Source organism: Streptomyces sp. SS8, assembly GCF_054072955.1.
On sequence record NZ_JBSVCZ010000026.1, the window covers coordinates 1 to 19493 of the forward strand.

Annotated in this window: 17 protein-coding genes; 6 read left to right on the forward strand and 11 right to left on the reverse strand. The window is 74.4% G+C overall.

Annotated features, from left to right (window positions below; translation table 11 throughout):
* Positions 1-65 precede the first annotated feature (65 nt).
* The 8 genes from proC to ACW69E_RS22390 all read right to left on the reverse strand — a co-directional run bounded on the left by proC (position 66) and on the right by ACW69E_RS22390 (position 7767).
* A complete protein-coding gene (proC, locus tag ACW69E_RS22355) occupies positions 66-878 on the reverse strand; it encodes a pyrroline-5-carboxylate reductase (protein WP_457500069.1) in 813 nt (270 codons plus the stop codon).
* Between the two features lie 129 nt (positions 879-1007).
* Entirely contained in the window at positions 1008-1745 is a 738-nt protein-coding gene (locus ACW69E_RS22360) for an ABC transporter permease (protein WP_206351895.1), read from the reverse strand.
* The gene (locus tag ACW69E_RS22365; protein ID WP_457500070.1) at positions 1742-2515 is read right to left on the reverse strand and encodes an ABC transporter ATP-binding protein; all 774 of its coding nucleotides are present in this window, start codon (positions 2513-2515) and stop codon (positions 1742-1744) included. Before ACW69E_RS22365 ends, ACW69E_RS22360 begins: the two co-directional genes overlap by 4 nt.
* 165 nt (positions 2516-2680) lie before the next feature.
* Entirely contained in the window at positions 2681-3187 is a 507-nt protein-coding gene (locus ACW69E_RS22370) for a hypothetical protein (RefSeq protein WP_457500071.1), read from the reverse strand.
* A gap of 46 nt (positions 3188-3233) precedes the next feature.
* The gene (gene ilvD / locus ACW69E_RS22375) at positions 3234-5072 is read right to left on the reverse strand and encodes a dihydroxy-acid dehydratase (protein ID WP_457500072.1); all 1839 of its coding nucleotides are present in this window, start codon (positions 5070-5072) and stop codon (positions 3234-3236) included.
* Between the two features lie 131 nt (positions 5073-5203).
* Complete coding sequence (locus ACW69E_RS22380) at positions 5204-5929, reverse strand: TetR/AcrR family transcriptional regulator (protein ID WP_457500073.1); 726 nt, start codon at positions 5927-5929, stop codon at positions 5204-5206.
* Complete coding sequence (locus ACW69E_RS22385; RefSeq protein ID WP_457500074.1) at positions 5926-6750, reverse strand: sugar phosphate isomerase/epimerase family protein; 825 nt, start codon at positions 6748-6750, stop codon at positions 5926-5928. Before ACW69E_RS22385 ends, ACW69E_RS22380 begins: the two co-directional genes overlap by 4 nt.
* A gap of 75 nt (positions 6751-6825) precedes the next feature.
* Positions 6826-7767 (reverse strand): Ppx/GppA phosphatase family protein, encoded by a 942-nt coding sequence (locus ACW69E_RS22390; protein ID WP_457500075.1) that lies wholly within the window; start codon positions 7765-7767, stop codon positions 6826-6828.
* A 66-nt stretch (positions 7768-7833) separates the two neighbouring features.
* Between ACW69E_RS22390 and ACW69E_RS22395 the strand changes: the two genes are divergently transcribed.
* Entirely contained in the window at positions 7834-8739 is a 906-nt protein-coding gene (locus tag ACW69E_RS22395) for a hypothetical protein (protein ID WP_457500076.1), read from the forward strand.
* A gap of 19 nt (positions 8740-8758) precedes the next feature.
* Here ACW69E_RS22395 and ACW69E_RS22400 read toward each other — a convergent pair whose 3' ends face one another.
* Complete coding sequence (locus tag ACW69E_RS22400) at positions 8759-10399, reverse strand: BACON domain-containing protein (protein WP_457500077.1); 1641 nt, start codon at positions 10397-10399, stop codon at positions 8759-8761.
* Between the two features lie 263 nt (positions 10400-10662).
* Here ACW69E_RS22400 and radA point away from each other — a divergent pair, with 263 nt between their 5' ends.
* Positions 10663-12105, forward strand: coding sequence for a DNA repair protein RadA (radA, locus tag ACW69E_RS22405; RefSeq protein ID WP_457500078.1), 1443 nt, complete (start codon positions 10663-10665; stop codon positions 12103-12105).
* A 60-nt stretch (positions 12106-12165) separates the two neighbouring features.
* Positions 12166-13266, forward strand: coding sequence for a DNA integrity scanning diadenylate cyclase DisA (disA, locus tag ACW69E_RS22410; RefSeq protein ID WP_372445249.1), 1101 nt, complete (start codon positions 12166-12168; stop codon positions 13264-13266).
* A 61-nt stretch (positions 13267-13327) separates the two neighbouring features.
* Here disA and ACW69E_RS22415 read toward each other — a convergent pair whose 3' ends face one another.
* Positions 13328-14143 carry a hypothetical protein gene (locus ACW69E_RS22415; RefSeq protein WP_457500079.1) on the reverse strand — a complete coding sequence of 272 codons (816 nt, stop codon included), beginning with the start codon at positions 14141-14143 and terminating at the stop codon, positions 13328-13330.
* A 227-nt stretch (positions 14144-14370) separates the two neighbouring features.
* On the opposite strand from ACW69E_RS22415, the gene ACW69E_RS22420 reads away from it, so the two are divergent.
* Together ACW69E_RS22420 and ACW69E_RS22425 are read left to right on the forward strand one after the other, a co-directional pair.
* Positions 14371-15036, forward strand: a complete 666-nt coding sequence (locus tag ACW69E_RS22420) for a phosphatase PAP2 family protein (protein WP_457500080.1) — start codon at positions 14371-14373, stop codon at positions 15034-15036.
* A gap of 147 nt (positions 15037-15183) precedes the next feature.
* Entirely contained in the window at positions 15184-16146 is a 963-nt protein-coding gene (locus ACW69E_RS22425) for an A/G-specific adenine glycosylase (protein WP_457500081.1), read from the forward strand.
* A gap of 66 nt (positions 16147-16212) precedes the next feature.
* Here ACW69E_RS22425 and ACW69E_RS22430 read toward each other — a convergent pair whose 3' ends face one another.
* Positions 16213-16662, reverse strand: a complete 450-nt coding sequence (locus ACW69E_RS22430; RefSeq protein WP_457500082.1) for a VOC family protein — start codon at positions 16660-16662, stop codon at positions 16213-16215.
* 241 nt (positions 16663-16903) lie between these two features.
* On the opposite strand from ACW69E_RS22430, the gene ACW69E_RS22435 reads away from it, so the two are divergent.
* Complete coding sequence (locus ACW69E_RS22435; protein WP_457500083.1) at positions 16904-19474, forward strand: NACHT domain-containing protein; 2571 nt, start codon at positions 16904-16906, stop codon at positions 19472-19474.
* Positions 19475-19493 lie beyond the last annotated feature (19 nt).

Here is a 19493-nt window from a genome sequence, read left to right on the forward strand (position 1 = left end):
TGTCGGATCGACTCCGTGGCAGCTCGGAGAACAGTACACGACCGTGAGCGGTCCATCAAACAGCCCTAGCCGTTGCCGCCGGAGGCCAGTTCGCGGCTGCGGTCGCGGGCCGCTTCCAGGGCCGCGATGAGTGCGGCCCGTACGCCGTGGCGCTCCAGCTCGCGGATGGCGCTGATCGTGGTGCCCGCCGGGGAGGTGACCGCCTCGCGGAGCTTGACCGGGTGCTCACCGCTGTCCCGGAGCATCACCGAGGCACCCACGGCCGCCTGGACGATCAGGTCGTGCGCCTTGTCCCGGGGGAGGCCGAGCAGAATGCCCGCATCGGTCATGGCCTCCACCAGGTAGTAGAAGTACGCCGGGCCCGAGCCGGAGAGCGCCGTGGCCGCGTCCTGCTGGGACTCCGGGACGCGCAGGGTCTTGCCGACGGGCTGGAAGATCTCCTCGGTGCGGACGAGGTGGGCCTCGGTGGCGTGGGTGCCGGCCGAGATGACGGACATGCCCTCGTCCACCAGTACCGGGGTGTTGGGCATGACGCGGACGACCGGAGCACCCTGGGTCAGGCGTTCCTCGATGAAGGCCGTCGGAATTCCGGCGGCCGCGCTGACGACCAGGCGGTCGGCGGGGACGTGGGGGGCCAGTTCGCCGAGGAGGGCCGCCATGTCCTGTGGCTTGACCGCCAGGATGAGCGTGTCGGCGGTCTTGGCCGCCTCGGCGTTCGTGACGGCGGTGACGCCGTGGCGGGAGCGCAGTTCCTCGGCGCGCTTCGGCCGGCGGGCGGTGACCAGGAGGTCGGACGGGGACCAGCCGGCGCGGATCATGCCCGACAGCAGGGCCTCGCCGATCTTGCCGGTTCCGAGTACGGCGATCTTCTGGGTCATGGGACGGCTCACCTTGTCCGGGTCCGGCACGTGCGTGCTGCGCTTGTGTATGTGCGTGTGCGTGCATGTGTGCTGCGCTGCAATCCTCGCACTCACGGCGACGGTGCCGCCGGTTCGTCCATCTGGCGGTCAGGGGGTGCGGCGGCGGAGGGTGGCCGCTCCGAGGAGGAGGACGAGCAGGGCGCTTCCGGCGACGATCGCGATGTCGCGGACGAGGTCGCCGGTGACGTCGGGGCTGCGCAGGACCTCGTTCATGCCGTCCACCGCGTAGGACAGGGGCAGGACGTTCGAGACGGCCTCCAGGACGGGCTGCATGGTGTCGCGCGGTGTGAGCAGGCCGCAGAGCAGGAGCTGCGGGAGGATCAGTGCGGGCATGAACTGGACGGCCTGGAACTCGGTGGCGGCGAAGGCGGAGACGAACAGGCCCAGCGCGGTCCCGAGCAGTGCGTCGAGCAGGGCGATGAGCAGCAGCAGCCAGGGGGAGCCCGCGAAGTCCAGGTCCAGGAACCAGATGGTCACCCCGGTGGCCAGGGCCGCCTGGGCGACGGCCAGCAGGCCGAAGGCCAGTGCGTAGCCCAGGATCAGGTCGGCCTTGCCCAGCGGCATGGACAGCAGGCGCTCCAGGGTGCCCGAGGTGCGTTCGCGCAGGGTGGCGATGGAGGTGACCAGGAACATCGTGATCATCGGGAAGATGCCGAGCAGCGAGGCTCCGATGCGGTCGAAGAGTTCGCGGTCGTCGGCGTAGACGTAGTACAGCAGGACCGTCAGCAGCACGGGGACGAGCAGCAGCAGCGCGATCGTGCGGGGGTCGTGCGCGAGCTGGCGCAGTACGCGGCGGGCGGTGGCCAGGGTCCGGAGCGCGCTCACCGGGTCTCCTCCTCGGTCCTCTCGTCCTCTTCCCGGGCGGTGTCGACCAGGTGGAGGAAGGCGTCTTCGACGGTCCGGGTGCGGGTGCGGGTCCGCAGGGCGTCGGGGGTGCCGTCGGCCAGGAGGCGGCCGGCGCGCATCAGCAGCAGGCGGTCGCAGCGGTCGGCCTCGTCCATGACGTGGGACGAGACGAGCAGGGTGGTGCCGCGTTCGGCCGCGAGGCGGTGGAAGAGGCCCCACAGGTCGCGGCGGAGGACGGGGTCGAGGCCGACGGTGGGTTCGTCGAGGACCAGCAGTTCGGGGGAGCCGAGCAGGGCGACGGCCAGGGAGACCCGGGAGAGCTGTCCGCCGGAGAGGTTGCCGGCGAGGGCGTCGGCGTGGGTGGTGAGGTCGACGTCGGCGAGGGCGCGTTCGACCTGTGCGCGGCGGTCGGCGCGGGGCAGGCCGAGGACGGAGGCGAAGTACTCCAGGTTCTGGCGGGTGGTCAGGTCGGTGTAGACGGAGGCGGCCTGGGTGACGTATCCGACGCGGGAGCGCAGCGGTGCGGCTCCGGCCGGCCGGCCGAACACGTCGAGGGTGCCGGTGACCTTCGCCTGGGTGCCGGCGATGGCGCGCATCAGGGTGGTCTTGCCGCAGCCGCTGGGGCCCAGCAGGCCGGTGACGGTGGAGCGCGGGACGTCGAAGGAGAGGTCGTCGACGACGGTGCGGCCACCGCGGACGACGGTGAGGCCGTCGGCTCTGACAGCCGGCCCCGCAGCAGAATTCATCATGCGTTGAATATTGCTCCCGCGCGGGGCCGGGCGTCAGGCGGGGCGGGCCCGGACATGCCGACGCCCCCGTCCGGGACGGACGGGGGCGTTGCGGAAAGGCGTTGCGGTCGGGTGTCGCGGGTGGTGTCGCGGGGCGGGCGCCTCGGCCCGCTCTCCCCGGCTTCCTCAGCGTCTGCGGCCGGACTTCCCCGAGCCGCGGCGGGCGGCCGGGTTGCCGCGGCGCGCGGCACGGGCGGCGCCACGGCGCTCGTGCCGCGCGACGGCCCGGTCGTACTCGGCGCGCCGCAGCTTCTCGCCGGGGGCCTCGACCAGGCTGCGCGCTGCGTAGGCGAGCAGGACGCCGAGGAAGCCGATCATCTTGACCGGGCGCATCGCCGCGTCGTCGGAGCGGGCCTCGCCGGGCTCGCGGGTGTAGTCGGTGAGGGTGCGGCTGAATGCCATGGAGCTGGACACGGCCAGGGCCACCACGAGCAGGACGCCGATCACACCGCCGTCCGCGAAGGTGCTGCCCTCGTACGCCAGCCGCAGTACCCAGGCCCCGGCGGCGGCCAGCAGCAGCGCCCCGAGTCCGAGTGCGATCCGGCGCAGGAGGTAGCCACCGGAGTGGTCCACCCAGGTGGTGCCGTAGAACCGGATCGGCTCGGGTTCGGGGCGCTCCCGCTTCTCGCTCATGGTGTCGATTATGCGGGCGGCCGCACGGGAGCTGCCCGGGGCGGGGTCAGCCGAGCTTGGTGACGTCCCGCACCGCGCCCTTGTCGGCGCTGGTGGCCATGGCCGCGTAGGCGCGCAGCGCGGCGGAGACCTTGCGGTCGCGCGCCGCCGGCGCGTACCGGCCGCCGAGCGCCTCGCGGCGGGCGGCGAGGGTGGCCTCGTCGACCTTCAGCTCGATGGTGCGGGCGGGGATGTCGATGCTGATCAGGTCGCCGTCCTCGACCAGGGCGATGGTGCCGCCCGCGGCCGCCTCCGGGGAGGCATGGCCGATGGACAGGCCCGAGGTGCCGCCGGAGAAGCGGCCGTCGGTGATCAGCGCGCACTTGGCGCCCAGGCCCCGGCCCTTGAGGAAGGAGGTCGGGTAGAGCATCTCCTGCATGCCGGGGCCGCCCCGGGGACCCTCGTAGCGGATGACGACGACGTCGCCCTCCTTGACCTTCTTGCCGAGGATCTTCTCGACGGCCTCCTCCTGCGACTCGCAGACCACGGCCGGGCCGGTGAAGGTCAGGATGGACTCGTCGACGCCGGCGGTCTTCACCACGCAGCCGTCGGCGGCGAGGTTGCCGTGGAGGACGGCCAGTCCGCCGTCCCTGGAGTAGGCGTGCTCCACGTCGCGGATGCAGCCGCCGGCCGCGTCGGTGTCCAGGGACTCCCAGCGCTCGGACTGCGAGAAGGCGCTGGCGGAGCGGACGCAGCCGGGGGCGGCGTGGAACAGCTCGACGGCCTCCGGCGACGGGGAGCCGCCGCGGATGTCCCAGGTCTTGAGCCATTCGGCCAGGGAGTCGGAGTGGACGGTGCGGACGTCCTCGTTGAGCAGGCCCGCGCGGTACAGCTCGCCCAGGATGGCGGGGATGCCGCCGGCCCGGTGGACGTCCTCCATGTAGTACGAGCCGTTGGGCGCGACCTTGGACAGGCACGGCACGCGGCGCGAGATGGCGTCGATGTCGGTCAGCCCGAAGTCCAGCCCGGCCTCCTGGGCGGCGGCGAGCAGGTGCAGGATCGTGTTGGTGGAGCCGCCCATGGCGATGTCGAGGGCCATGGCGTTCTCGAAGGCGGCGCGGGAGCCGATGGCGCGCGGCAGGACGGTCGCGTCGTCCTGCTCGTAGTGGCGCCTGGTGATCTCCACGACCGTGCGGCCGGCGTTCTCGTACAGCGCCCGGCGGGCGGTGTGGGTGGCCAGCACCGAGCCGTTGCCGGGCAGGGAGAGGCCGATGGCCTCGGTGAGGCAGTTCATCGAGTTGGCGGTGAACATGCCCGAACAGGAGCCGCAGGTGGGGCAGGCGTTCTCCTCGATGAGGGCCATGTCCTCGTCGGAGACGGCGTCGTTGGCCGAGTCGGCGATGGCGCTGATCAGGTCGAGCTTGCGGACCGTGCCGTCGACGAGGGTGGTACGGCCGGACTCCATCGGCCCGCCGGAGACGAAGACCGTGGGGATGTTCAGGCGCATCGCGGCCATCAGCATGCCCGGGGTGATCTTGTCGCAGTTGGAGATGCAGATCAGGGCGTCGGCGCAGTGGGCCTCGACCATGTACTCCACGGAGTCCGCGATCAGGTCGCGGGAGGGCAGGGAGTAGAGCATGCCGCCGTGTCCCATGGCGATGCCGTCGTCCACGGCGATGGTGTTGAACTCGCGCGGGACGCCGCCCGCCTCCTTGATCGCCTCGCTGACGATCCGGCCGACCGGCTGGAGGTGGGTGTGCCCGGGCACGAACTCGGTGAAGCTGTTGGCCACCGCGATGATCGGCTTGCCGAAGTCCTCGCGCGCTACGCCGGCGGCCCGCAGGAGGGCGCGGGCGCCCGCCATGTTGCGGCCGTGGGTGACGGTGCGGGACCTCAGCTGGGGCATGGTGCTCCACTCCTTCGTGAACCGTGGGAAGACCGTCGGGCGCGGTCTTCGGGCCATGGCTGCCGAGCGTACGCCTCCCGCTCAAGATCTGGACGAAAAGTCCGGATCGTAAGACATGAGGGGCGCTGGATTCACCCTCCGCGCGAGTGTTCGCCGACGGGTCCGGCGAGCCCGGTCAGATGGTGCTGGACGGCCGGGGCGAGGCGGGCCACCAGTTCCTCCGGCTCCGCGGAGGCCAGCGGTTCGATCTCCAGGACGTACCGCATGATCGCCGTGCCCACCATCTGCGCGGCGGCCAGCTCCACCCTCAGTTCCCGGTCCGGGGCCTCCAGGCGGCGCGCCACCCGGGCCATCAGCTGCCGCGTCACCATGCCGCGGAGGATCCGGGCGGCGGTCTCGTTGCTGAGCGCCGAGCGGACGACGGCCAGCAGGGGCGCGCGGCTGGCCGGGTTCTCCCAGACGCCCAGGAAGAAGCGGACGAGTTCCTCGCCGAGGCCGTCGGGGCCGTGCGGGGCGAGGTGGCCCAGGCCCTCGGCGGCGGGGGCGAAGGAGACCTCGGCGGCGGCCTCGAAGACCTGCTCCTTGGTCCCGAAGTAGTGGTGGACCAGGGCCGGGTCCACCCCGGCACCGCGGGCGATGGAGCGGATGGACGCCTTGTCGTAGCCGCGCCCGGCGAACTCCGCGCGGGCCGAGGCCAGGATGCGGTCGCGTGCCGCCTCCCCGGCCGCGGCGCGGTCGGCCGAGGCGGGGCGGCCGCGGCGGCGGGCGGGGCGCGGGGCGCTCCCGGTCTCCTGCGCGGGCTGCGCGGCCCGCGCCGGGTCCGGCGCGGGCCGGGCGCCGGCGTCCCGCCCGCTCACGGCCCGGCCTTGCGGGGCACGGAGGCCAGGTGGCGGCGGGTGAAGGCCAGTGCCTCGGCGAGGTCGGCCTCGCGCTCGGCCGACGACATCGCCCGGCGGGTGTTGACCTCGACCACCACGTGCCCGTCGAAGCCGCTCGCCGCCAGGTGCTCCAGGACCTCCGCGCACGGCTGGTCGCCACGCCCGGGGACGAGGTGCTCGTCCTTGGCGGAGTCGGTGCCGTCGGCGATGTGGATGTGCGCCAGGCGGTCGCCCATGCGGTCCACCATCGCCAGGGTGTCGTTGCGGGCGGTGGCGGTGTGGGAGAGGTCGAGGGTGAAGTGGCGGTAGTCGTCCTCGGTCGGATCCCAGGCGGGGGCGTAGGCGAGCATCTCGCGGTCGCGGTAGCGCCAGGGGTACATGTTCTCGACGGCGAAGCGGACGTCGGTCTCGTCCGCCATGCGCCACACGCCGCGGATGAACTCCCGGGCGTAGGAGCGCTGCCAGCGGAACGGCGGGTGCACCACGACAGTGCTCGCGCCCAGCTTCTCGGCGGCCTCTCGGGAGCGCTGGAGCTTGGTCCAGGGGTCCTTGGACCACACGCGCTGGGTGATCAGCAGGCAGGGGGCGTGGACGGCGAGGACCGGGACGCCGTGGAAGTCGGAGAGCCTGCGCAGCGCCTCGATGTCCTGGCTGACCGGATCGGTCCACACCATCACCTCCACCCCGTCGTAACCGAGGCGTGCGGCGATCTCGAAGGCCGTCGCCGTGGTCTCCGGGTAGACGGAGGCCGTGGAGAGGGCGACCTTCGGTGCCGGAAGGGACAGCTCTGGATCGACCACGCACAACAGCCTACGGCGACCGGGAGTGCGTTACGGAGGCCGTCGCGGGGCCCGCGGGCCGGGGTGTGGGGAAGGTCACGGAGTCCCGTTGCCCGACAGGGTGTCCAGCCGGCGCAGGATGACGCCCTCGCGCAGCGCCCAGGGGCAGACCTCCAGCCGCTCCACGCCGAACAGGTCCATCGCGCCCTCCGCCACCAGCGCCCCCGCCAGCAGCTGCCTGGCCCGGCCCTCGGAGACACCGGGGAGGCCGGCGCGTTCGGCGGCCGGCATGGCGGCCAGCTTGGGCACCCACTCCTCCAGCGACGCGCGTACCAGCTCGCGCTGCGCGTAGGGGCCGTCGGCGGAGCGGGGGGCGCCCGCCAGCCGGGCGAGCTGCTTGAAGGTCTTGGAGGTGGCCACCACGTGGTCGGGGGCGCTCAGCCGGCTGAAGTCCCCGACGACCCGGGCGATCTTGTGCCGCACATGGCGGCGCAGCGCGCGGACGTCGGCCGGGTCGGGCGGGTCGCCGGGCAGCCAGGAGGCCGTGAGGCGGCCCGCGCCCAGCGGCAGCGAGGCGGCGGCGTCGGGCTGCTCGTCGATGCCGTACGCGATCTCCAGCGAGCCGCCGCCGATGTCCAGGACCAGCAGCCGTCCGGCCGACCAGCCGAACCAGCGGCGGGCGGCGAGGAAGGTGAGCCGGGCCTCGTCCTCGCCGGAGAGCACCTTCAGCTCCACGCCCGTCTCGGCGGCGACCCGCTCCAGCACGTGGTCGGCGTTGGCGGCGTCCCGTACGGCCGAGGTGGCGAACGGCAGCAGGTCCTCCACCCCCTTGTCCTCGGCGACGACCATCGCCTCCCGGACGGTCGCGGCGAGTTTCTCGACGCCCGCCGGACTTATGGAGCCGTCCTCGTCGAGGAGTTCGGCCAGGCGCAGTTCCGCCTTGTGGGAGTAGGCGGGCAGGGGGCGGGCACCCCGGTGTGCGTCCACCACCAGCAGGTGAACGGTGTTGGAACCCACGTCGAGGACACCGAGTCTCATGGGGAGCCACGCTACTGCGGCGGGACGGTGGTCCGGAGCCCGGCCCGTGGTGCATACCCTGTGTGCGTGGCGAAGACGAAAACGGCGAAGCCGGGCAAAGAGGCGAACACGGGCGGGGAGCGGCGGCGGGCCGCGGGCGACGAGGTGGAGCTGGACCACGCCCGGATGTGGGTGGAGTTCCCGGACCCGGCGGACGAGGAGCAGGTGTTCCGGTGCGACCTGACCTGGCTGACCTCCCGCTGGGGCTGCATCTTCGGCCAGGGGTGCCAGGGCATCAGCGCGGGGCGCGCGAGCGACGGCTGCTGCACGCTGGGCGCGCACTTCTCGGACGAGGACGACGAGAAGCGCGTGGCGGCGCACGTGGCACGGCTCACGCCCGAGAGCTGGCAGTTCCACGCGGAGGGCTCCTCCGGGCGCGGCTGGGTCGAGGTGAACGAGGACGGCGAGCGCCAGACCCGGCTGCACCAGGGCGCGTGCATCTTCCTCAACCGCCCCGGCTTCTCCGGCGGCATCGGCTGCGCGCTGCACACGATGGCCCTGGAGGAGGGGCGCGAGCCGCTGGAGACCAAACCGGACGTGTGCTGGCAGCTGCCGGTCCGGCGGACGTTCGAATGGGTGGAGCTGCCGGACGGCGAGCAGCGGCTGTACGTGTCGATCGGCGAGTACGACCGCCGCGGCTGGGGTCCGGGCGGGCACGACCTGCACTGGTGGTGCACCGGCGCGCCGTCGGCGCACGGCGCGGGCGAGCCGGTGTACGTCTCGTACCGGCCGGAGCTGACGGAGCTGATGGGTCCGGCCGGGTACGCGCGGCTGGCCGAGCTGTGCGAGGAGCGGCTGGCCTCGGAGCTGCCGCTGGTGGCGCCGCACCCGGCGGACGGGCCCGCGGGCGGCCCCGCCGCGGGTGCCGCGGGGCCGCCCGCGGGCCGTGCCGAGCCGGGGTACGCGGAGCCGGGGCACACGATGCCGGGGTGAGCCCCGGCCGGCGCGGACGCTAGTCCGGTTGCCCCGCCGGAGGCGGCGAGGACTCCTCCGGCGGTGTGCTCGACGGCGGCTCGGGGGTCGGTTCGGGCGCGGGCGGCTCGGACGGCCCGGGCTCCGGCTCCTGGGGCTCGGAGGGGCGCGGCCGGGCGGGTGCCTCCGAGCCGTACCCGCGCAGGGTGATCACCGCCTTCGCCGGGGCGATCGAGATCCGTGCGGTCCACGCGCCGGCCGGTTCCCGCGACCGGTCCACGGTGACGGTGAAGGCGGCCGACTCGCCGGGCCGCAGTGTCCCGTGCGTACGGTCCAGCCGCAGCCAGGAGGCGTCCACCGAGGCCGTCCAGTCGACCGGGGAGCCGCCGGAGGCGAGAAGGGTGACGACGGTGGCGTCCCCGGACGGCTGGGCCTCGACCGTCAGCCGGCCCGGCCCCTTGCCGGTGTCCCCGCGCGACGGGCCCTCCTCGTCCGCCCCGTCCGGGCCTTCCGCGCCGGAGGAGGGGGCGCCCCGCCCTTCCCCGCCGTCCGCGCCGGCCACGTCGATACGGACGCCGGATCCGTCGCGGGAGGAGCCGGTGCCCCCCGTACGGCTCCCGTCGCCCCGGGGGCCGCCGTACGCACTGCCCGGGTCCTGCCGCTCGGAGGCCGGGACGGGGGCGCCGCCCGGGCCGCCGTCCGCCAGCGGCGCGCCGCGGTACGCGGCCCACAGCGCCAGCAGCGGGGCGGCGACGACGGTGGCCACGACCGTGGTGGTCACCGCGCGGCTGCGCAGCCGGTCGAAGCGCTCGGCCCGGTCGCGGACGGTGACGGGGAAACCGCGCCGGTCGAAGCGCGGGGTGTGCTGGACCCTCGCGCGCTGCGCGGCGAGCATCGCGGCGTGCACGTCCGCCCGCGGGGCGGGCAGCACGGTGAGCGCGCCGACGTCCGCGGGGGCGGTGCCCGGCCACGGGCCGCCCGCCAGCACCCGTTCGGCGGTGCGGCGGCACTCGGGGCACTCGTCCACGTGCCGCACCAGCTCCCGGCGCAGCGCGCTGCCCAGCAGCACCTCCCGGTCCCCGGCGAGCCGGGCGACGGCCGGGCAGCCGCCCCGGTCGACGACGGCGAGCGCGGTGCGGGTGCGCTCCACCTCGCAGGCGGCGCTGGACAGCAGCAGCTCGGTGCCGTCGTGGTCCGTGCCGAGGACGGCGGCGACCTCGTGGACCGGCAGATGGTGGCGTACGGCCAGTTCCAGGGCCTCGCGCTGCTCGGGGCCGGTGCCGGCGGCCTCCGGCCAGGCGAGCGCGGCCAGCTCGCGGCGGCGCGCGGTGGCCAGGGGGCCGGGGAGTTCCGGGGGCTCGGGGCGCACGCCCTGGCGCTCGGCCAGGAGCCGCAGGCAGGACCAGCGGGCCAGTGCGTACAGCCAGGGCCGGTGCAGCGCCGTGTCTGCCGGGGTGCGGCCGCGGCGGCGCTGCCGCTCGGCGACGGCCAGGGCCTCGCCGAGGACGGAGACGGCCGCCTCGTGCTCGCACATGACGGACAGGCAGTAGGTGAACAGCCCGTCCAGGTGGTCCCGGTAGGGATCGACGGGCACCGGCGGCCGGGCCGCGGCGCGGTGCGTGCCACGGTGCGCCCGGTGTACGCCGGTGGTGTGCGTGGGGTGCTCGCGCCGAGTGCTCATCACCCAGCCGACCGTAGGCGGAAGGCCGGGCATCACTGGTGATGCTTGCGTGGGTTTAACCCTTACGGGTGACGATCTGCGGTAAAACGCACAAACGCTCAGCGGTGGGTGGCAGGGGGGTGCGCGAGGGCGCACGGGGGCCGGGCCGGTACGGCGTCCGCCCCGCCTCGTGACCGCCCCGCGCCCGTCTCGCGCCCGTCTCGCGCACCGCCCCCGTGCCCGCCCGGGCCCGGATGTCACAGGCTCCGGCTACCGTGAGGCCCATGGCTGCCCGCAAGTCGTCCGCCAAGGACCGCCCCGCCTACCGCTGCACCGAGTGCGGCTACACCACCGCCAAGTGGCTCGGCCGCTGCCCGGAGTGCCACGCCTGGGGCACCGTCGAGGAGACCGGCGGCACCCCGGCCGTCCGTACCACCGCGCCCGGCCGGGTCTCCTCCCCCGCGCTGCCCATCGGCCAGGTGGACGGGCAGGTGGCCACCGCGCGCAGCACGGGTGTGCCGGAGCTGGACAGGGTGCTGGGCGGCGGTCTGGTGCCGGGCGCGGTGGTGCTGCTGGCGGGCGAGCCGGGGGTGGGCAAGTCCACGCTCCTGCTGGACGTCGCGGCCAAGGCGGCCGACGCCGACCGCCGCACCCTCTACGTCACCGGCGAGGAGTCGGCCGGGCAGGTGCGGCTGCGGGCGGACCGGATCGGGGCGATAAGCGACCACCTGTACCTGGCGGCCGAGACGGACCTGTCGGCCGTCCTCGGCCATCTGGACGAGGTGAAGCCCTCGCTGCTGGTCCTGGACTCGGTGCAGACGGTCGCCTCCCCCGAGATCGACGGCGCGCCCGGCGGCATGGCGCAGGTGCGGGAGGTGGCCGGGGCGCTGATCCGGGCCTCCAAGGAGCGCGGGATGTCCACGCTGCTGGTGGGCCACGTCACCAAGGACGGCGCCATCGCCGGTCCGCGCCTGCTGGAGCACCTGGTGGACGTGGTGCTGCAGTTCGAGGGCGACCGGCACGCCCGGCTGCGGCTGGTGCGCGGGGTGAAGAACCGCTACGGCGCCACCGACGAGGTGGGCTGCTTCGAGCTGCACGACGAGGGCATCACCGGTCTGGCCGACCCGTCGGGCCTCTTCCTCACCCGCCGGGACGAGCCCGTGCCCGGCACCTGTCTGACCGTCACCCTGGAGGGCCGCCGCCCGCTGGTGGCCGAGGTGCAGTCGCTGACGGTGGACTCGCAGATCCCCTCCCCCCGGCGCACCACGTCCGGGCTGGAGACCTCGCGGGTGTCGATGATGCTGGCCGTGCTGGAGCAGCGGGGCAGGATCAACGCGCTGGGCAAGCGGGACGTCTACACGGCCACCGTCGGCGGGGTGCGGCTGTCGGAGCCCGCCGCCGATCTGGCGATGGCGCTCGCGCTGGCCAGCGCCGCCAGCGACACGCCGCTCCCGAAGAATCTGGTGGCCATCGGCGAGGTGGGTCTGGCGGGCGAGGTCAGGCGGGTGACGGGGGTGCAGCGCCGGCTGGCGGAGGCGGCGCGGCTGGGCTTCACCCACGCCCTGGTGCCCACCGATCCGGGCAAGGTGCCGCCGGGGATGCGGGTGCGGGAGGTGGCGGACATAGGGGAGGCGCTGCGGGTCCTGCCCGCCCGGCCGGCCCGGTCGGGCCGCTCCGAGCGGTCCGACCGCGACGGGGCCGATCGGAGCACGCCACACGAGGGCTGACACCGCCGGTAGACTTTGCCCTGGTCTCGCCCGTACGTACGCATGACCCGAAGGAGTGCCGTGGCAGCCAACGACCGGGCAGCAACCGGCGCCGACGGCCTGTTGCGCGCCTCACTGAGCGCGGTCGCGCCTGGTACGGCCCTGCGCGACGGCCTGGAGCGCGTGCTGCGGGGGAACACCGGCGGGCTCATCGTCCTGGGCATGGACAGGACCGTCGAGGCCCTGTGCTCGGGCGGTTTCGTGCTGGACGTGGAGTTCAGCGCGACGCGGCTGCGCGAGCTGTGCAAGCTGGACGGCGCGCTGATCCTCGACAAGGACATCACCAAGATCGTGCGGGCGGGCGTACAGCTCGTGCCGGACGCCTCGATCCCGACGGAGGAGACGGGCACCCGGCACCGCACCGCGCAGCGGGTTTCGATCCAGACCGGCTTCCCGGTGGTGTCGGTCAGCCAGTCGATGCGGCTGATCGCGCTGTACGTGGACGGCCAGCGGCGCGTGCTGGAGGACTCCGCGGCGATCCTGTCCCGGGCCAACCAGGCGCTGGCGACGCTGGAGCGGTACAAGCTGCGGCTGGACGAGGTGGCGGGCACGCTCTCCGCGCTGGAGATCGAGGACCTGGTGACGGTCCGGGACGTCTCCGCCGTCTCGCAGCGGCTGGAGATGGTGCGGCGGATCGCCACGGAGATCGCGGAGTACGTGGTGGAGCTGGGCACGGACGGGCGGCTGCTCTCCCTCCAGCTCGACGAGCTGATCGCGGGTGTGGAGCCCGAGCGCGAGCTGGTCGCCCGCGACTACGTGCCCGAGCCGACCGCCAAGCGGTCCCGCACCGTAGGCGAGGCGCTGACCGAGCTGGACCGGCTGACCCACACCGAGCTGCTCGAACTGCCCACGGTGGCCAAGGCGCTGGGGTACAGCGGGTCGCCGGAGACGCTGGACTCGGCCGTCTCGCCGCGCGGTTACCGCCTGCTGGCGAAGGTGCCGCGACTGCCGAACGCCGTGATCGAGCGGCTGGTCGAGCACTTCGGCGGGCTGCAGAAGCTGCTGGCCGCGAGCGTGGACGATCTGCAGACCGTCGACGGGGTGGGCGAGGCACGGGCCAGGTCGGTCCGCGAGGGCCTGTCGCGGCTGGCGGAGTCGTCGATCCTGGAGCGGTACGTCTGAGGCGTTCGCGCCGCCGCCGGGTGCCGGGGCCGCCGGCTGCGCGGACGGTCCGGTCCCCGGTTCAGTCCTTGGCGAGGACGAACGAGACGCGCTTCTTCCCCAGGCCCTCCACCTCGGCCTCGACCAGATAGGTGCCGGCCTTCGCCTCGGCGCCCGGCGTACCGCACTCGGGCGTGCTGTGCCTGCGGTCCCACTCCAGGGTGCGGACGGCCGTACCGCCTGCCGGGACCTTGTAGTGGGCCGAGCGGGCGCTCTTCGGGCAGTGCCCGGACTTCCAGACCTTCTCGTCGCCGTCCTCGGTCTCGACGATGGTGAAGGCCGTGGCGCCGGTGCCGAAGTCGACCTTGCAGGCGCCGCCGCCCTCGTTCCGCACGGTCAGCCGGAAGACGGGCTCCTCGCCGGGCGCGTACCGGTTCTTCTCGCTGTCCAGTGTCACCTCGACCGAGCCGGGGCGGCAGTCGGGGAGGGTGGAGTCGGCCGGCACGGCCTCGACCCCGCCCGAGGCGGCGCCGGCGGATCCGCCGCCCGCTCCCGCCGCACCCGGACCACCCGAACCGGAACCGTTCGCACCGCCTTCGCCCTCGCCGTCCGCGCCTCCGCCGCCGGACCCGGAGCCGCCGGATCCCTCCGTGTCGCCGCCGGAGCCCCCGGGGCCGCCCGAACCACCGGAACCTCCCGAACCGCCGTCGGACTCCTCGCGCCCGCCGGGGCGTTCGCTGATGAGGGACTCGGACGAGGAGGGCCCGGGTGTGATGGTGCCCGGTACCTCACCGCCGCCCTGCTTCCCGCCCTGGTCGCTCCCGCCGCCTCTGCCCGGCCCCCCGGACCTGACGGCCCATACGGCGAGCAGTGCCAGGACCAGCAGGAGCGCAAGCACGACCGCCCTTCGCCTCCAGTAGATGGAGGAGGGAAGGGGCCCAACCGGATTGCGCAGAGATCCCACGCGCAAACCTTACGAGACATCATGTGCCCCATACGGTCTTACCCGCCGCACAGAAGACCAACTTTTATGATGAACGGCCCGACAGGGCCCGGCAGTCATCCGGGGTGACACCCGGCCGTCGCGGACGGTGACGGAGCACCTCCCTTCCGTACCGTTCACACATGAGCAGCGATCTTCGAAGCGATCCCCCCGGCGCTCCCCCGGGCTCCACGGCGGGCTCCACGGCGGACACTCCCCCGGACGGCCTCCTCGGCGACCTCTACCGGGACGTCACCGGCTTCGCCCGCGACACCCCGGACTGGCTGCACTCACTCGCCGGATACGGCACCGGGGGCGGGCTGCTGATCCTCGCCGCACTGCTGGCGGCGGCGTGCTGGCGGGTCCGGCGCGCCGAGCCGGGGGTTCTCGCGCGGGCCCTGCTGGGCGGGGCCGCGGTGGCGGTGGCGTACGGCGTCAGCGAGGCCGTCAAGCTGGTCGTGCGGGAGGAGCGGCCGTGCCGTGCCGTGGCGGGCGCGCCGGCCCCGATCGCCCCCTGCCCGGAGCCGGGCGACTGGTCCTTCCCCAGCAACCACGCCACCATCGCCGCCGCCGCCGCGGTGGCCGTCCTACTGGTCTGGCGGGCGATGGCCTGGCTGGCGCTGCCGCTGGCGGCGCTGACGGCCTTCTCCCGGGTGTTCCTCGGGGTGCACTACCCGCACGACGTGGTGGCGGGCGCACTGCTGGGCGCGGCCGCGGTGCTGCTGGTGACCCGCTCGGCGGCCGGGCCCGCGACCGCGCTGACGGACCGGGTGCGGACCAGGCTCGGCCACACCAGCCCCGCCTCGTAGGCGGCGGCCGCCCCGGTCCGCCTCCGCGCCGGAACCGGGCGACACCCCCTCCGGACGAAAGGGACACATCGGGACGGGTGGTGCCTGCCGCCCATCGGCGCGGGCCGCTTCGCCGACGCGCCCCTCCGTGTCAGGATCGGAAGTGCCATGACTGCGACCACATCCGAGCACAGCGCCACCGGTCTGACCGCGACCGGCCTCCTTCCCCCCGAGTCCCCCGCCCCCTCCGACCTCCACGGACCGGTCATCGACTGGTTCGGAAAACACGCCCGCGACCTGCCCTGGCGCCGCCCCGAGGCGGGCGCCTGGGGTGTGATGGTCAGCGAGTTCATGCTCCAGCAGACGCCCGTCAGCCGGGTGCTGCCCGTGTACGAGCAGTGGCTCGCCCGCTGGCCGCGCCCCGCCGACCTGGCCGCCGAGCCGCCCGGCGAGGCGGTGCGCGCCTGGGGCCGGCTGGGCTACCCCCGCCGGGCCCTGCGGCTGCACGGCGCCGCCGCCGCCATAGCGGAACGGCACGGCGGCGACGTGCCCAAGGAACACGCACAGCTCCTGGCACTGCCCGGGGTGGGCGAGTACACGGCCGCGGCCGTGGCCTCCTTCGCCTACGGGCAGCGGCACGCGGTGCTGGACACCAACGTCCGGCGGGTCTTCGCCCGCGCCTTCGGCGGCCGCGAGTTCCCCCCGACCGCCACCACCGCCGCCGAGCGCAGACTCGCCCGGACCGTCCTGCCCGAGGAGGAGGCGACGGCGGCGCGCTGGGCGGCGGCCACGATGGAGCTGGGCGCCCTGGTGTGCACGGCCCGCAAACCCGACTGCGGGAACTGCCCGATCATGGACCTGTGCGCCTGGCGCCGCGCCGGCTCGCCCGCGCACGAAGGCCCCCCGCGCCGCGGCCAGAGCTACGCGGGCACCGACCGCCAGGTGCGCGGCAGACTGCTGGCCGTGCTGCGCGAGGCCGTGGGGCCGGTGCCGCAGGCCGCGCTGGACGCGGTGTGGGACGAGCCGGTGCAGCGGGCGCGCGCGCTGGACGGGCTGGTCGCCGACGGGCTGGTCGAGCCGCTGGAGAACGGCGTCTACCGGCTGCCCCAGGGCCGGGGCCCGGCCGTGTGAGGCGGGGTGCGGCGGCCGTGACCGCCGCACCCGCCCCGCCGTACCGCGGCGGGGCGGCCCCGGGGGTCAGTCGCAGACCTCCGACCACTCCCGGCTCAGGACCGGTCCGCTCGCCCGTTCCTCGGTCAGCGAGTACCGGTTGCCGGACTCGTCCCGGAAGACCGCCTCGGTGCCGTACGGCCCCTCGCTCGGCGCCCGGAGGAACTCCACGCCCCGCTCCACCAGCCACTCGTACGCGGAGCGGCAGTCGTCCGTCCGCAGCGCACCCGCTCCCAGGACCCCCTTGCGGACCAGCCCGGCCAGTGCCCTGGCCGACTCGGGGTCGATGCCGGGACCGTACGCCGGCACCAGCGTCAGCCCGACGTCCGGCTGGCCCCTGACCCCGACGGTGATCCGGCGCGTTCCGTCCTCGGTGACGTCGCCGCGTACCTCGAAGCCGAGCTTCTCGGTGAAGAACCTCAGATCCCGCTCCTGGTCGGTGGACCAGACGGTGGCTGCGGCCAGACCCCTGATCATGGTGCCTCCCGTGGTCGCGGACGTGCGGCCCCACCGTGGGCAGCACGCCCACCGGCCCGTCCCTCCAGGATCGCGCCGTGCGCGGCGGTCCGTCCACAGTGCGGGGCGGCACCGCGGTGCGATCCGCGAAAACCCTTACGTGTCAGGAGAGTTGGCCTAGCCTGGGGAGCGGGCGAGGCGGGCGGGACGAGTGCCCGCCGGACCGCATCACCGGACCGCGGGGCCGTCGGGGGAGGGCCGAATGGAAGAAGCCGTCGCGAGAATCCCCTCGAACAGGGCCGCGCCCCTGATCCGCGAGCTGTTCGCCGGCCTCCCGCCGTCCTGCGACGGCCCCCGGCTGCTGGCCGGGCTGGTCTCGTTCCGGGGCCTGCGGCCCGAGCGGACGTACGACGACGTGGCGCGGATCGCCCGGGAGCTGGTGCGGCTCGCCCGGCCGGGTGGCGGCGGCAGGGCGCCGGAGGACCCGGCCGACCGGCCCGTGGCCCTGGTGCTGGGGCGGACCCTGGCCGCGCTGGGCGAGCTGGACCTCGACGACGTGGCGGCCGTCCGTATGGGGCCGCAGGACTGCGCGCGGCGGCTGCGCCGGGCCGTCCCCGGCGCCGACCGGGAGCTGACCGGCGAGCAGGCCCGGTTCCACGACCAGCTGCTGGACAACGTCTGCCTGCACATCCTGCACTTCCTGGTCCGCCACTCGCCGTACATCGCCGGGCGCCTGGCCGAGCAGAGCCACCGCATACGGCAGCTCGTCGACCTCAACGACGCCGACGCCGTGCGCCGCCCCCGGCCCTCCCCCGAGGACCTCGCCTTCGAGGAGGAGTACGCCGCTTTCCTCGTCCGGCGGCACAACCGCCTGACCATCCACGGCATCGACCTGCCCAACGCCCCCGGAAGCTGGCCGCTGGACGCCACCTACCTGAGCCTGGGCGCCGAGTTCGCCACCCCCGTCGAGGGGTCCTCCGGGCAGCCGGCGCTGCCCGCCGACCGCGCCCTGGCCGGACAGGAGCGGGTGCTGCTGCGCGGGGTGGCGGGATCGGGGAAGACCACGCTGGTGCAGTGGCTGGCCGTGGCGGTCGCCCGCAACGACCTGCCCGGGGAGCTGGCCGCGCTGCGCGGCCGGGTGCCCTTCGTACTGCCCGTGCGGCACTTCGCGCGCGAGGGCTTCCCGGCGCCCGGGGAGTTCCTGTCCGTGGGGCGCTGCCAGGCGGCCCTGACGGCCGGCGAGCCCCCCGGCTGGGCCGTCAGGGTGCTGGTCGAGGGGCGGGCGCTGCTGCTGGTGGACGGGATCGACGAGGCGCCCGAGGCCCGCCGGGAGGAGCTGCGGGCGGGGCTGCGCAGGCTGCTGCACATCCATCCCGGCACGGTCTGCCTGGTCACCACCCGGCCGTCGGCCGTCGAGCCCGACTGGCTGGCCCGGGAGGGGTTCGGCGAGCTGATGCTGGCGCCGATGAGCCGCGACCAGGTGGCGGGCTTCATCCGCCACTGGCACCGGGCCGCCCGGCGCGACGGCGGCGGGGACCGGGACCGGCTGGACGGCTACGAGCAGCGGCTGCTGCACTCGGTGCGGGTCTACCGGGAACTGCGCCGGCTGGCCACCAACCCCTTGATGTGCGGTCTGATCTGCGCGCTGAACAGGGACCGGGCCGGGACGCTCCCGCAGGGCCGCAAGGAACTGTACGACGCGGCCATGGACATGCTGCTCCAGCGCCGCGACCCGGAGCGCGACGTGCTGCACGCCGACGACGTCGAGCTGCAGCGCGCGCCGCGCGAGCGGTTGCTGCGGAAGCTCGCCCACCGGATGCTGACCGAGGACCGCGCGGACCTGGACCGGGAGACCGCCGTCGCCGTGCTCGATCGCCATCTGCCCGCCATTCCGGCCGCCCGGAGCCAGGGGGACGCGGAGAAGATCTTCGGCCATCTGCTGCACCGCACCGGGCTGCTGCGCGAGTCGGACGACGGCCGGGTGGAGTTCGTGCACCGGACTTTCCAGGACTATCTGAGCGCCAAGGAGATCGTGTCGCGGGGGCGGTTCGAGGATCTGGTGGACCACGCCCACGAGGCGGGATGGGAAGAGATCGTCCGGATGGCCGCGGCCCACGCCCGGCCCGACGAGTGCGCGCGCTTCATCGAACGGCTGCTGGCCCCCTGCGGGCATCTGAAGACCTCCGAGACCAAGCACCGCAGGCTGATGGCGGCGGCCTGTCTGGAACACGTCACCGAGCTGGACCCTCAGACACGGAAGCTGGTGCGCGACCGCACCGAGAAGATCGTCAACCCCACCGATCCGCTGGGCGCCCGCAACCTGGGGTGGATCGGGCCCGTCGTGCTGGAGCTGCTGCCCGATCCGGCGACCGTTCCGGACGACAAGGCGTATCTGCTCGCCGTCACGGCGACACGGGTGCGGGACGAGGCGGCCGTCGACTACCTGGTGCGGCTGCGGGACCGGTCGTCGCTGAGGGTGCGGGCGGAGCTCGCACGGGCCTGGCGCAACTTCGACACCGCCCGCTACGCCCGCGAGATCGTCTCCCGGCTGGATCCGGAGGGGCTGTACTTCCCCGTCTCCGACCTCTCCGAGCTGCGGGCGCTGCGCGACATGGGCGGCCGGGACCGCGTCCAGATCGCGGGCGGCTTCACTCCGGAGGAACTGCTGCACGGCACGGTGCGCGACCGGCTCACGCACCTGTGGCTCGCCTACGACCTCGGGGTGGACATGGGGTGGCTGAGCGCCTTTCCGCGGCTGCACACCATCCGGGTGAACCCGCGGCTGCCCCGGGTCGGCGGGGTCCCGGAGGGCATCCGGATCATCGCGCGCTGAGCCGGCCTCCGCCTGCGGC

What these genes read in the sequence shown, in the direction of transcription:
- ACW69E_RS22400 (WP_457500077.1), bottom strand. Translation starts at nt 10,399, where the DNA reads ATGAGCACTCGGCGCGAGCACCCCACGCACACCACCGGCGTACACCGG.
- ACW69E_RS22365 (WP_457500070.1), bottom strand. Translation starts at nt 2,515, where the DNA reads ATGATGAATTCTGCTGCGGGGCCGGCTGTCAGAGCCGACGGCCTCACC.
- ACW69E_RS22420 (WP_457500080.1), top strand. Translation starts at nt 14,371, where the DNA reads ATGAGCAGCGATCTTCGAAGCGATCCCCCCGGCGCTCCCCCGGGCTCC.
- radA (WP_457500078.1), top strand. Translation starts at nt 10,663, where the DNA reads ATGGCTGCCCGCAAGTCGTCCGCCAAGGACCGCCCCGCCTACCGCTGC.
- ACW69E_RS22430 (WP_457500082.1), bottom strand. Translation starts at nt 16,662, where the DNA reads ATGATCAGGGGTCTGGCCGCAGCCACCGTCTGGTCCACCGACCAGGAG.
- proC (WP_457500069.1), bottom strand. Translation starts at nt 878, where the DNA reads ATGACCCAGAAGATCGCCGTACTCGGAACCGGCAAGATCGGCGAGGCC.
- ACW69E_RS22435 (WP_457500083.1), top strand. Translation starts at nt 16,904, where the DNA reads ATGGAAGAAGCCGTCGCGAGAATCCCCTCGAACAGGGCCGCGCCCCTG.
- ACW69E_RS22425 (WP_457500081.1), top strand. Translation starts at nt 15,184, where the DNA reads ATGACTGCGACCACATCCGAGCACAGCGCCACCGGTCTGACCGCGACC.
- ACW69E_RS22370 (WP_457500071.1), bottom strand. Translation starts at nt 3,187, where the DNA reads ATGAGCGAGAAGCGGGAGCGCCCCGAACCCGAGCCGATCCGGTTCTAC.
- ilvD (WP_457500072.1), bottom strand. Translation starts at nt 5,072, where the DNA reads ATGCCCCAGCTGAGGTCCCGCACCGTCACCCACGGCCGCAACATGGCG.
- ACW69E_RS22390 (WP_457500075.1), bottom strand. Translation starts at nt 7,767, where the DNA reads ATGAGACTCGGTGTCCTCGACGTGGGTTCCAACACCGTTCACCTGCTG.